Origin of the sequence: Microvirga sp. 2TAF3 (assembly GCF_052114965.1) — a bacterium.
GTDB lineage: Bacteria > Pseudomonadota > Alphaproteobacteria > Rhizobiales > Beijerinckiaceae > Microvirga.
In genome coordinates this window covers 41,194-53,781 of sequence record NZ_JBFRFT010000003.1, presented here as the reverse complement: position 1 = coordinate 53,781, position 12,588 = coordinate 41,194, and the positions used below count along the sequence as shown (strand labels likewise).

General features: G+C 61.4%; 9 protein-coding genes. 8 read left to right on the top strand and 1 reads right to left on the bottom strand.

Annotated elements, in window-relative coordinates:
• Positions 1-75: 75 nt before the first annotated feature.
• The 8 genes from AB4Y97_RS04415 (at position 76) to AB4Y97_RS04380 (ending at position 10,694) form a co-directional block, all read left to right on the top strand.
• Positions 76-1,341: an aminopeptidase gene (locus AB4Y97_RS04415; protein ID WP_441997802.1), complete on the top strand. Its 1,266-nt coding sequence runs from the start codon at positions 76-78 to the stop codon at positions 1,339-1,341.
• Positions 1,342-1,511: 170 nt separating this feature from the next.
• On the top strand, positions 1,512-3,395 hold the full coding sequence (locus AB4Y97_RS04410; RefSeq protein WP_441997801.1) for an ABC transporter ATP-binding protein: 1,884 nt from the start codon (positions 1,512-1,514) through the stop codon (positions 3,393-3,395).
• A gap of 38 nt (positions 3,396-3,433) precedes the next feature.
• Positions 3,434-4,960 (top strand): ABC transporter substrate-binding protein, encoded by a 1,527-nt coding sequence (locus tag AB4Y97_RS04405; RefSeq protein WP_441997800.1) that lies wholly within the window; start codon positions 3,434-3,436, stop codon positions 4,958-4,960.
• A 32-nt stretch (positions 4,961-4,992) separates the two neighbouring features.
• Positions 4,993-5,913, top strand: a complete 921-nt coding sequence (locus AB4Y97_RS04400) for an ABC transporter permease (protein WP_441997799.1) — start codon at positions 4,993-4,995, stop codon at positions 5,911-5,913.
• 5 nt (positions 5,914-5,918) lie between these two features.
• Positions 5,919-6,776, top strand: coding sequence for an ABC transporter permease (locus tag AB4Y97_RS04395; protein ID WP_441997798.1), 858 nt, complete (start codon positions 5,919-5,921; stop codon positions 6,774-6,776).
• Entirely contained in the window at positions 6,773-8,521 is a 1,749-nt protein-coding gene (locus tag AB4Y97_RS04390) for a M14 family zinc carboxypeptidase (RefSeq protein ID WP_441997797.1), read from the top strand. Before AB4Y97_RS04395 ends, AB4Y97_RS04390 begins: the two co-directional genes overlap by 4 nt.
• Before the next feature lie 38 nt (positions 8,522-8,559).
• Positions 8,560-9,258, top strand: a complete 699-nt coding sequence (locus tag AB4Y97_RS04385; protein WP_441997796.1) for an SDR family oxidoreductase — start codon at positions 8,560-8,562, stop codon at positions 9,256-9,258.
• Positions 9,259-9,350: 92 nt separating this feature from the next.
• Positions 9,351-10,694, top strand: a complete 1,344-nt coding sequence (locus AB4Y97_RS04380) for an erythromycin esterase family protein (RefSeq protein ID WP_441997795.1) — start codon at positions 9,351-9,353, stop codon at positions 10,692-10,694.
• A gap of 114 nt (positions 10,695-10,808) precedes the next feature.
• On the opposite strand, the gene AB4Y97_RS04375 is transcribed toward AB4Y97_RS04380, so the two are convergent.
• The gene (locus AB4Y97_RS04375) at positions 10,809-12,272 is read right to left on the bottom strand and encodes a hypothetical protein (RefSeq protein ID WP_441997794.1); all 1,464 of its coding nucleotides are present in this window, start codon (positions 12,270-12,272) and stop codon (positions 10,809-10,811) included.
• Positions 12,273-12,588: the final 316 nt, after the last annotated feature.

Sequence of the window (12,588 nt, the reverse complement as noted above, 5' to 3'; positions counted from 1 at the left end):
CCATGAGGGTTGCGCACAGAATCAAGGCGTGTAGCTTGCAGCTCGAACATTATTATTCCCTTCGAGAGGCACATCATGAACGACCAATTCCGGAATCCGTCCAAGGCCCTCTATCACGCGGAGCGTCTCGACCGTCTGGCCGAAGTCGCCGTGCGCGTCGGGCTGGGGCTCAAGCCGGGCCAGGAGGTCGTCATGACCGCGCCGCTCGAGGCGCTGGCGCTCGTCCGGCGCATCACGGAGCACGCCTATAAGGCGGGCGCATCCCTGGTCACGACGTTCTTCTCCGACGAAGAATCCACCCTCATGCGCTTCCGTCACGGGCGCGATGAGGGTTTCGACAGCGCCTCCTCCTGGCTCTACGAGGGCATGGCGGCGGCCTATAGGAACGGCGCGGCGCGTCTGGCGATCGTCGGGGAGGATCCCTCCCTCCTCGCCCAGCAGGATCCGGAGAAGGTCTCCCGCGCCAACCGGGCCCGTTCCAAGGCTTATATGCCGGCCCTCAACCTGATCGCCGGCTTCGATACCAACTGGACCATCGTTGCCGCGGCGACGCCCGCCTGGGCCAAGGCCGTGTTCCCGAACGACCCGGAGGAGGTTGCAGTCGCCAAGTTGTGGGATGCGATCTTCGCGGCCTCCCGGGCCGATGTAGCGGATCCCATAGCCGCCTGGGGGACGCATAATGCGAACCTGCAGGCCCGCACCCGCATGCTGAACGAGAAAAACTATGCGGCGCTGCATTTCCGCGGTCCGGGTACCGACCTGCGCGTCGGCCTCGCCGACGGGCACGAATGGAACGGCGGATCGACGAAGGCCAAGAACGGCATCGTCTGCAACGCCAACATCCCGACGGAGGAGGTCTTCACCACTCCGCACAAGGTTCGGGTGGATGGGTATGTGGCCAGCACCAAGCCGCTCTCCTATCAGGGCACCTTGATCCAGGACATTCAGGTGAGGTTCGAGAACGGCAGGATCGTCGAGAGCAAGGCGCGCACCGGGGAGGCTGTACTCACCAAGGTTTTGGACACCGATGAAGGCGCGCGCCGCCTCGGCGAGGTAGCGCTGGTGCCGAATTCCTCGCCCATCTCGCAAAGCGGGCTTCTTTTCCTGAACACTCTCTTCGACGAGAACGCTTCCAGCCATATCGCGCTGGGACAGGCCTACAGCAAATGCATCAAGGACGGCGGGACCATGAGCGAGGAGGAACTCGCCTCCCGCGGTGCCAACAAGAGCCTCATCCACATCGACTGGATGATCGGCTCCGGGGAAGTGGATGTCGATGGCATAACAGCAAGCGGGCAGGCCGAACCCCTCATTCGCCGTGGAGAATGGGTAACGTCATAACAAAAACGTGGCACCCGGTGTCGCACTGCGCCTATCATCCCCGTAATATTGCCCTCCCATCCGGCGAACGGGACTTGACGTCCCGCCTTCGCCACTGCGATGGGGGGAAAGGTATTAAAGAGGTACAGACCTGACCTTTCGTCGGGCGGGCCTTATCGTGAGCAGGATTGATGTCGGACAACACAGCCAATCTGAGGTCGCCGAGCGCACCCCTTCTGTCGGTCCGCTCTCTCTCCGTTGAATTCGGCACAGGACAGGGCGCCTTTAAGGCGGTCAAGGATGTCAGCTTCGACGTGGAGCCGGGGCGTACATTGGCTGTCGTCGGCGAGTCCGGATCAGGCAAGTCTGTCACCTCGCTGGCGATTATGCGTCTGACCGACTACACGGGCGGGCGGATTACCGGCGGGGAAGTCCTGTTTCGACCTTCCGCCGGCGAGGCGCTTGATCTCACCAAGGCTTCCGATGCCAGGCTCCGGCAGATCCGCGGCAACGATATCGCGATGATCTTTCAGGAGCCGATGACATCGCTCAACCCGGTCTTCACCATCGGCAACCAGATCGCCGAAACGCTGACCCTGCATGAAGGCCTGAATCTGCGCGATGCGCGCCTGCGGGCCAAGGAGCTGCTGCAGAAGGTGCGCTTGCCCGATGCGGAAAAGCTGCTCGATCGCTATCCGCACCAGCTCTCCGGCGGCATGCGCCAGCGCGTGATGATCGCCATGGCGCTCGCGTGCAGTCCGAGGCTGCTCATCGCCGACGAGCCGACGACCGCGCTCGACGTGACGATCCAGGCGCAGATTCTTAACATCATCCGCGACTTGCAACAGGAGATGGGCACCGCTGTCATCTTCATCACCCACGACATGGGCGTCGTCGCCGAAATGGCCGACGATGTGGTGGTAATGTGGAAAGGCGAGAAGGTGGAACAGGCGCCGGTGCGCGAGATTTTCGCTGCGCCCAAGCACCCCTATACCCGCGCGCTTCTTTCGGCAGTGCCCCGCCTTGGCAGCCTGAAGGGCCAGCCGCTGCCGAAGCGCACGCCCGTGACGGTGATGGATGGCGGCGAGCCGAAGCAGGTCGGCGAGACCCATGTGCAGAACACCGCCGATTATGCGAAGCCGATCCTGCAGGTAAACAAGCTGACCACCCGCTTCGATGTGGGTAAGACCTTCCTCGGCCGCGTGACTCATCGGGTCCATGCGGTGGAGGAGGTGAGTTTCGACATCTATCCCGGCGAAACCCTGGCTCTCGTCGGTGAATCCGGCAGCGGCAAATCCACTATCGGCCGCACCCTGCAGCAGCTGATCGAACCCACGGGCGGCACCGTGCGCTTCGAGGGCCGCGACATGAACGCCATGAGCCAGGCGGAGCGCCGCCGCCTGCGGCAACAGATCCAGTACATCTTCCAGGATCCCTTCGCCTCTCTCGATCCGCGCCACACGGTCGGCTACAGCATCGCGGAGCCCATCGTGGTGCATGGCCTCATCAAGGACCGCAAGGCGATCGACAAACGCGTGCAGGAATTGCTGGAGCAGGTCGGCCTGCAACCGCAGCACGCCAAGCGCTATCCGCACGAATTCTCGGGCGGCCAGCGTCAGCGCGTCTGCATCGCCCGGGCGCTCGCCAGCGACCCCAGACTCATCATTGCGGATGAATCCGTCTCGGCGCTCGACGTGTCGATCCAGGCGCAGATCGTTAATCTGCTGATGGAACTGCAGGAGCGCAGGCGGTTGTCTTACCTCTTCATCACCCACGACATGGCTGTGGTGGAGAAGATCAGTCATCGCGTCGCCGTGATGTATCTCGGTCAGATCGTCGAGATCGGCACGCGGCAGGCGGTGTTCGAGAACCCGCAGCATTCCTACACCCGCAAGCTGCTCTCGGCGGTGCCGATTGCGGATCCGCAGCGCGAACGCGCCAAGACCCGGATCGAGGGTGAAATTCCAAGTCCGGTCCGTCCGGTGGGCCAGGAGCCCGCCATTCACCGGATGCATGAGGTCGAGCCCGGGCATTGGGTCGCGCATGAAGCCGACGCGATGCGCGGCGCGGCATAAAAACTGGCATAACAACTCTCAAAGAGGGGACAGAAAACATGACGTTTTCGAAATTTTTGACGGCGCTCGGCTTCACGGCCGCCGCCTTGGCGGCGCCGATGGCCGCTCCGAGCGCACAGGCCGCCGGTACCTTGACGGTCGGCCTGACCATCGATCCCGGCAGCTGGGATCCCATCGACACCTTCCTGGTGCCGTGGGCCTCTGCCGCGACGAACATCTATGACGGTCTGACTTCGCGCGGGCCGGACATGAAGTTGCAGCCCGGTCTCGCAACGAGCTGGGAGCTTCTCGACAACAACGCTCGCATCCGTTTCAAGCTGCGCCAGAACGTCAAGTTCCACAATGGCGAGCCCTTCAACGCGGCGGCCGTGAAGTTCACCTTCGACCGCCTGCTCGGTGACGAAGGCAAGAAGGGGCCGCAGCAGTCGAACTACAACTCCATCGATCACGTGGAGATCGTCGACGACAACACGGTCGATTTCGTGATGAAGCAGCCCGACCCGGTGCTTCTCACCAAACTCGCTGGATATGGCGCGATGATCGTGCCGCCGAAATACATTCAGGAAAAGGGTGACGAGTATTTCAACACTCATCCCGTCGGTACCGGTCCCTTCAAGTTCGCCGAGTACAATCCGAAGGTTAATCTGACCCTTGAAGCCTTCCCCGAGCATTGGGGCGGCGCGCCGAAGCTCGACAAGGTCGTCTATCGCATGATCGCGGAAGCGAACACGCAGATCGCCGAATTGCAGGCAGGCCGCATCGACATCGCGACCCTCATACCGTTCGGCCTCGCGCCAACCGTTCAGCAGGCGTCCAACCTTCAGCTCGTCAGCATCACCGGCCCGACGGTCGTGGCCCTTCGCCTCAACACCCGCGACGGCATTACAAAGGATTTGAACGTCCGCAAGGCGCTCAACATGGCGGTCGACCGCGAGGCAATCATCAAGGCGGTGCTGCTCGGCCATGCGAAGCCCATCGCGAGCTTCCAGTCGGAACTGTCCTTCGGCTATGACCCGAACCTGAAACCGGTGCCTTTCGACCTCGCCAAGGCCAAGCAGATGCTGCAGCAGGCGGGTGTCCAGCCGGGCGCGCCGATCAAGATCGACTTCCGTGGCAATGACGCGACCTTCCGCGAAGTCGCGCAGGCTGCTGCTGGCTATTTCCAGGCGCTCGGCCTGAAGCCGTCGGTCCAGCCCTATGAGCCTGCGGTTCTCCTCAACGACATCATTCCGAACGGCAAGACGGGCGAAGCCTGGCACAACGCCTGGGGCGGCTGGACCTTCGACTACGACAACACCGCCTACCTAATGTATCACACGGGCGAGAAGTGGAATCCTTATGGCAACGACAAGAAGCTCGACGAGCTTCTGGAAAGCCAGCGCAAGATCTATGACGTGAAGGCACGTGAGAAGGTCCTTCAGGAGGTCGCGCGCTACGTGGCCGATCAGGCGCTCGAAATTCCGCTCTACAACGAAAACACTGTTCTGGGCGTCAACAAGCGCGTGAAGAACTTCGTCGCTCCGGCAGATCGCCGCTTCCGGTTCACGGACGTGACGGTGGACTAATCTAGAAAAGCAATAGGAAACAGGATCACGAAATGGCGGGCTTCATCCTCAAGCGGCTGTTGCAAGCCGTCTTCGTGGTCCTGGCGGTTACCCTGATCGTGTCGTTTGCGGTCAGGTTGTCGGGCGATCCGGCTATCATGCTCACCGGCGCGGGCAGCGTCACGGAGCAGGATCTGCAGAATATCCGCAAGGCGCTCGGCCTCGAGCGTCCGTTCTTCGTCCAGTATTTCAGCTTCCTCAAAGGCATTCTGGTGGGCGATTTCGGTCGCAGCTTCATGGGCGGAACGCCCGTAGCGAAGCTGATTGGCCAGGCGCTTCCAGCAACGCTGCTTCTCGCCTTCGCGTCGCTTCTGACGTCGATTGCATTTTCGGTTCCACTCGGAGTCTATGCGGCGGTGAAGCGCGGACGCTGGCCGGATCAGCTGATCCGCATCCTGTCGCTTGTCGGCCTGTCGTTTCCGAATTTCTGGCTCGCGATCATGATGGTGCTGTTCTTCTCCATCACGCTCGGCCTCCTTCCGCCGAGCGGCATGGAGGGACCGCAGAGCTTCGTCATGCCCGCGTTGACGATGGCGATCATTCTCACCGCCACGAATGTCAGGCTCGTGCGCACCTCGATGCTGGAGACGCTCTCGCAGCAATACATCATGGTGGCCCGCTCGAAGGGCCTCAAGGATTGGGTGGTGCTATACAAGCATGCGCTGCGGAATTCCGCCATTCCGCTCGTGACCTATATCGGCCTCCAGTTTGGCGGTCTGATCGGCAGCATCGTCATCGTGGAGCGGGTGTTCAACTGGCCCGGCATGGGTACGCTGGCCTTCGACGCGATTTCGGCCCGGGATTACCCGGTGCTTCAGGGCTCCATCACGGTGCTGGCGCTGTTCATCGTCTTCATCAACATTCTGGTCGATATCGCCTATGGGCTGATCGATCCGCGCATCCGGACGGAGTGACGCGAATGGCGGCAGCTCAAGCCATATCTTCAAGCCGGCGGCACTTCCGGTCGCTCGAATTCATCCTCGGCATTCTTCTGGCGGGCGGCATGAGTCTTGCCGTGTTGCTTTCCCCCATGCTGTTCCCGGATGGCGGCGAGAGCATGGACCTTATGGCGCGTCTGGTGCCGCCGTTTCAGAATCCGGCTCATATCCTCGGCACGGACCCGCTCGGGCGGGACATGTTGGCGCGCGTTGTGGTAGGCGGCAAGATCTCGCTGACGGTCGGCCTGCTTTCGATGCTCGGCGCAGTCACTCTCGGCACGCTCATCGGCCTTGTCGCCGGCTATTACCGCGGCATCGCGGAAATCCTGCTGATGCGTTTCGCCGATATTCAGCTCGCGCTGCCCTTCATCCTTGTAGCCATCATGTTCCTCGCCATCCTCGGTACGGGCGTCGATAAGGTGATCTTCTTCATGATCGTCGCGCAATGGGTACAATATGCGCGTCTTGTGCGCGGCTCCGTGCTTGCCCTGCGCGAGCGAGAGTTCATTCTTTCCGCCCGCGCCATCGGCGTGGGGAACGGGCGCATCATCTTCACGCATATTTTCCCCAATGTGCTCGGCCCCATCGTCATCCTGATGACGCTCAACGTGGCGAACAACATCCTGTTGGAAAGCAGTCTGACCTTCATCGGTCTGGGCGTCGATCCGCTGATCCCGAGCTGGGGCGGCATGCTGGCGGATGGGCGAACCTATCTTCAGACGGCTTGGTGGGTCAGCGTCTTTCCGGGCCTCGCCATCATGTTCACCGTGCTCGGCCTCAATCTGTTGGGCGATTGGCTGCGCGATCTGTTGGACCCGACAGGACAGACTGGAAAATGACCGTTTTGCTGGACACGCGCATTCCACGTACCCTCGATGGTCTCGTGCGCGACTGGGCTAGGGAAGAGCATCGCGGCGCTAGCCTCGAGGCATGGCTGTTCGAGGATGAGGCGGCTCGGCGCGCGGCGGAAAAGGCGTTTGCACGCGCCGGCATCGAGGCCCGTCTGCGTAGCGCCTACAAGCCGCTGCTTCACGCGGTGCTTGAAGACATCGACACGCGCGACCTCAAGCGCTTCACCCTGCGCTATCCCGTCCATGCCGAGGCCAAGCCCTTGCGGTTTCTCTCGGAGGCCTATCCGCTGGCCGCTTTGCTCGATGGCGTCGAGACGCAATTCGAGGCGGGCGGGGCGAATCTCACCTATCGCGTAACCGCTGAATATCGCGACGGGCGTATCGCCGAACATCAGGTTTTCGCGCCGAACCGCCTTCGGAAAAACCATGTCGATGAGACCGACTTGACGCCGACGGGCTGGCTCAAGGTGACGAAGCGCCCCGGTGGCGCACCCGACATCGATAATGCGGTGGAGACCGAGGCGGAAAGCGTGTTCGACAAGGTGATGGCCGCCATTGCCGCCCACCAATGGCCGGCGGAAGAGCCTTATGCGGAAACCATCGCCATCGACGTGGCGATGTCCGGCATCGAGCGCGTGCTGCCCTATGGCGACGAGGTCATGAGCACGCGCGAGGCGCTGCACGAGGATTTCTATTTCTCTCTGCTCGAATTCTTCAAGCACAAGTCGGGCCGCCCGCCCGAGGATCGCGGCGTGCAGCCGGGACAGATCGTGCCGGATATTCGCGCGGGCGAGGGCGATGCCCATGTGCGGCTGGAACTGCGCCCCTTCGGCCCTCCGCAGGATCCGGCCCGGCCCGAGCAGAATCTCGAAACCGCCGATGCCGCGCCGAGTTTGGCGCAGATCGAGCGGGAATTCTTGAACCTGCCGGGCGAGCGGTTCGAGGGCCGCTCCCATGAGGGACGTCCCATCCGTGGACTTTATCGCGCCGGGCCCCGGCCAGCTGTCCTCGTCAGTTCAGGGCAGCATGCCAACGAAACCTCCGCGCCTGTCGGCGCGCTGCGGGCGATGCGCCAGCTGCTTGCCGATCCGGATGCGAATATCGCCTTCATCCCCGTTGAGAATCCCGACGGCTATGCGCTGCACGGGCGCCTCTGCGAGAGCAATCCGCGTCACATGCACCACGCGGCGCGCTACACCTCGCTCGGCTGCGACGTCGAGTTCGGCCGCGAGCGTCCTACCGCCGAGATCGGCGCTCGCCTCAAGGCACTGGAGCTGTCGGGCGCGCAACTGCACGTCAATCTCCACGGCTATCCGGCGCATGAATGGACGCGGCCCTTCACTGGTTACCTGCCGCGCGGCTTCGAGCTTTGGACCATCCCGAAAGGCTTCTTCCTGATCCTGCGGCATCATCCGTCCTGGGCTGAGCGCGCACGGTTCCTGGTTGAGGCCGTGACGAAGAGGCTTGCGGCCATTCCGGGGCTCGTTGAGTTCAACCGTCGCCAGATTGAGATCTGCTCGATTCATACCGGCGGCACGCCCTACGAGATTATCAACGGGGTGCCCGCTCTGTTGACAGCGGAGGATCGGCATCCGACGCCGCTGACCCTGATCACGGAATTCCCGGACGAGACGATCTACGGCGAGCCCTATCGCTTCGCCCATACGGTGCAGATGACGACGGTTCTGGCCGCGGAGGAAGCCTTTGCCGCCATGATGGCGGAAATGGTCTGAGAGTTGTAGGGTCTCTCCGACGCCGAAACGGAGACACCATGAACCCAGTCGCCATCGTCACCGCTGCCAGCAAGGGAATGGGAGCGGCCATTGCCAGGGAGCTGCACGCACGCGGCTACCGTCTCGCGCTGTTTGCGCGTTCGGAGGGCTTGCAGGAGATCGCCCGTGAAACGGATGCCCTTGCCGTGCAGGGGTCCGTGACCGAGCCCGCGGATCTCGAGCGCCTCGTCCAGCTTGCCCTTGAGCGCTTCGGCCGCATCGATGCCGTGGTGAACCATACCGGGCACCCGCCGAAGGGCGATCTTCTCGCCATTCCCGATGCGGATTGGCATACGGGGCTCGACGTGGTCCTCATGAACACGGTGCGCATGGCCCGCCTCGTCACGCCTGTCATGGAGAAGGCGGGGAAGGGCTCCATCGTCAACATATCGAGCTTCGCGGCTTTCGAGCCGGATCCGGACTTTCCCATCTCTGCGGCGCTGCGTACGGCGCTTGCCTCCTTCACCAAACTCTATGCCGACCGCTATGCCAAGGCTGGCATCCGCATGAACAATCTGCTGCCGGGCTTCATCGACAGCCTGCCCGAAAAGGCCGAGCGTACGGCCCGCATTCCCATGGGCCGATATGGCACGGTCGAAGAGGTGGCGAAGACGGCGGCCTTCCTCCTATCCGACGATGCTGGATACATCACGGGCCAGAATATCCTCGTCGATGGCGGCCTCGTCAGAGGGCTCTGACGCCGGAACAGGAGAACCACGCCTGCCGTTAGTGAAGGGCGGTCCGCGGCTGCAGGTTCTGCCGCCCGGCTTCGCCTTCATGAGGTGGAACCATGGTCGGGCTTTCGTGGAAACGGGGTGAGAACGACGCCACGCTCAACGAAGCCATCGGGATCGTTCGTGCGCATGGGGAGCCTCTACCGGCCGTGGACGATGCCGAGGCCTTCGGTGCGATGTTCGACCGCTTCGCCGATGCCAAGGTCGTGCTTCTCGGCGAGGCGACCCATGGGACTTCCGAATTCTACCGGGCCCGAGCCGCGATCACGCGGCGGCTTATCGAGCGGCACGGATTCACCATCGTCGCCGTCGAGGCCGATTGGCCGGATGCGGCTAAAGTCGATGCTTATGTACGGCACAGGTCCATCCCACAGACGGAGGACGTGGCATTCGAGCGTTTCCCCACATGGATGTGGCGCAACGAGGAGGTGGCCGATTTCGTCAACTGGATGCGCGATTTCAACAGGGATCGTCCAGAGCAGGAACGGGCCGAGTTCCGCGGGCTCGATATCTACAGCCTCAACACCTCCATCCGCGCGGTTCTGGATTATCTCGACAGGGTCGATTCCGAGGCGGCTCAGGAGGCGAGGGCGCGCTATGGCTGCCTGAGCCCCTGGCAGTCCGATCCTGCCCGATACGGCAAGGCCGTTCTGACCGGCCGGAAAAGATCTTGCGATCAGGCCCTGCTCGCCCAGCTCCAGGCGATGCTGAACAACAGGCTCGACTACCTGAAGGCCAATGGCCGGGAGGAGTTTTTCGACGCTGTCCAGAACGCCAAGATCGTCCATGCGGCGGAGCATTATTATCGGATCATGTATGAAGGCGCGACGGAATCCTGGAACCTGCGCGACCGGCATATGTTCGGTACGCTCCAGAGCCTCCTGACCAATAGGAGCCATGCCAAGGTGGTCGTCTGGGCCCACAATTCCCACATCGGCAATGCCTCCGCGACGGCGATGGGCTGGCAGGGGGAGTTCAATATCGGCGAGCTCTGCCGCACGGCTTATGAGGACCGGGCGGTTCTTGTCGGCTTCGGGACGGATCGCGGCACGGTGGCCGCGGCGAGCGACTGGGATGCCCCCATGGAAATCAAGGATGTGCGCCCGGCACGACCGGACAGTCACGAACGGATCTTTCGGGATGCCGGGCTGGGTCGCTTTCTCACCGATTGGCGCGCGAGCAGCCGGCTCCATCTCAGGGGCGCTCTCTCCCGGCCCCGTCTGGAGCGCGCCATCGGGGTGATCTATCGGCCGGAGACGGAGCTCTACAGCCACTATTTCGAGGCTATCCTGCCCGAGCAGTTCGATGCCTTCGTCTGGTTCGAGGAAACCAAGGCCGTCACGCCGCTCACCACGTCGCACGGGGAAGGGATGCCCGAGACTTATCCGTTCGGGCTTTGACCCACGCTTTTGCTGTTTCCGATATGGATTGGAAACGAGCGAGTGATCCGTGCGCAACGCTCACGGATCCCAAGCTTTTCCGACACTATATTGGAATGACCGATGCGGTGTCGGTTACATGACGAGGAAGTCTGTTGCCGAGAGCAGAGCCTTGTTGGCGATCTTCATGATCTCGATGGGCTTGTACTTGTGGCCGTTACCATCCGCGTCATAAGTGACGATGCCGGTCTTAGGGTTGTAGTTGAGGTAGTCGTTCTTGTCGTGCGCCTTGCTGCCGACATGAAAGAACGCGCTCTTCAGGGCCGCCGGCGCATTGGGTGAGCCGGCCTTGCCGAGCTTCTTGAAGATGGCATTGTCGAGCCAGATCTTGTCTTCGCCCACGTGGAAGTCCGTGATCGTGTCGAAGTTCACCTTGCGGTCGGTGCTGGCGGTGCCGAGCTTGGTGTCGAAGACGAACACGTCGTGACCGGCCCCGCCCGTGAGCTTGTCATTGCCATACTTGCCGTAGAGCTTGTCGTCAGCGGCACCGCCCACCAGTGTATTCTTGGCCTTGGTGCCGATCAGGACCTGACCCGGGGTCGAGGTGCCGGGCGTGCCCGTGCTTCCTCCTCCAGTCCCACCTCCGGTGCCGCCTCCAGTACCACCAGTTCCACCGCCAGTGCTGCCGCCAGACCCGCCTCCGGTGCCGCCCCCGCCAGTGTCGCCGCCTGGTGTGGTGCTCGGGATCAGATCATCAGCGGTGACGGTGCCATCTTTGAACTCAAACCGTTCAACGTTCTTGATATGGTCGGTGCCATCGCCGCTTGCACCGCGGTTATCTTGCACGGCGAAATAGCCGTAGCTATCCTTCGTTATGGTGTAGTCTGAGCGCTTGCCGGTGAATTTCACCGTATCCATGTCAGCGCCTCCGTCGATATATTCGTTGGCTTTACCCACTTCAACGGTGTCATTGCCCGCCCCCATATCGATAAGGCCGGAGACAGTTCCCGTCAGTCCTTTATAGAGATCCGCACCATCTCCCAGGGAAATCGCAATGCCGCTCGAGCCCGTGCATTGGATAGTGCCAACATTATAAATCTCATCGTTCGATGCTGATCCTTGGATAGCGATGCCGCCCGATATTGTTCCGTAATTAGCGACAGTCAGTTTTTTGTCGCTGCCGAAACCATTGGTGAAATTGATCCCAAAATCTTTGCCCGAGATCTGAGCACCTCCTTCGCTGGCAGTACCATTTTGAATTGAGAGCAACCCCGTTCCAAAAATCCCGGTTCCCTCGGAAGACGTAATGGACCCGGTATTATGGATACCTTCACCGTCTCGCATTTCGCCAATCTGAATAGCGCCTGTTTTCCCGAAAATTGTTCCTGCGTTCCATATCTTGCAACCATTGCCTAAGATGACTGCAGTGTTATTTTGAGAATTCAGATAGCCATAAACTTGGATGAGATTGTTGCTTCCAATACTTTTGACGCATGGCTTATCATCTGTTGTGAGCCCTGAATCATGCAAGACATTGATGCTGTCTCCTCCAAGAATTACAGCTGCCAATGTGAGCTTTTTGTTGATGATATAATCCATGTCTTACCTCGTCTGGATAAAATTACGTTGAGGCAGAGAATTGGGAGGCGGAGCTGCCGCTTCAAGTGCGCTAATGCACCTTGCAGACAGGCCCGAAGTTTCTGAAGTACATTTCTTTTGCAGCTCTCCTTCGGCCGATAAGAGAATGAACTGCTCAATGTTCTCTATTTGTTCTTGGCAGGGCCGCCAACCTTGGCTATATCGGAAGCAGTCCCGGCTCACCGAGGGGCGCGCTCGCGAGGCGTCGCAGGTGGCAGAGCCGGAACACGGTCTCGTGAGAGAGCTGCAGGCTCACTCGACGGGAGGCCCGCCGCAA

What these genes read in the sequence shown, in the direction of transcription:
- AB4Y97_RS04415 (WP_441997802.1), top strand. Translation starts at nt 76, where the DNA reads ATGAACGACCAATTCCGGAATCCGTCCAAGGCCCTCTATCACGCGGAG.
- AB4Y97_RS04410 (WP_441997801.1), top strand. Translation starts at nt 1,512, where the DNA reads ATGTCGGACAACACAGCCAATCTGAGGTCGCCGAGCGCACCCCTTCTG.
- AB4Y97_RS04405 (WP_441997800.1), top strand. Translation starts at nt 3,434, where the DNA reads ATGACGTTTTCGAAATTTTTGACGGCGCTCGGCTTCACGGCCGCCGCC.
- AB4Y97_RS04400 (WP_441997799.1), top strand. Translation starts at nt 4,993, where the DNA reads ATGGCGGGCTTCATCCTCAAGCGGCTGTTGCAAGCCGTCTTCGTGGTC.
- AB4Y97_RS04395 (WP_441997798.1), top strand. Translation starts at nt 5,919, where the DNA reads ATGGCGGCAGCTCAAGCCATATCTTCAAGCCGGCGGCACTTCCGGTCG.
- AB4Y97_RS04390 (WP_441997797.1), top strand. Translation starts at nt 6,773, where the DNA reads ATGACCGTTTTGCTGGACACGCGCATTCCACGTACCCTCGATGGTCTC.
- AB4Y97_RS04385 (WP_441997796.1), top strand. Translation starts at nt 8,560, where the DNA reads ATGAACCCAGTCGCCATCGTCACCGCTGCCAGCAAGGGAATGGGAGCG.
- AB4Y97_RS04380 (WP_441997795.1), top strand. Translation starts at nt 9,351, where the DNA reads ATGGTCGGGCTTTCGTGGAAACGGGGTGAGAACGACGCCACGCTCAAC.
- AB4Y97_RS04375 (WP_441997794.1), bottom strand. Translation starts at nt 12,272, where the DNA reads ATGGATTATATCATCAACAAAAAGCTCACATTGGCAGCTGTAATTCTT.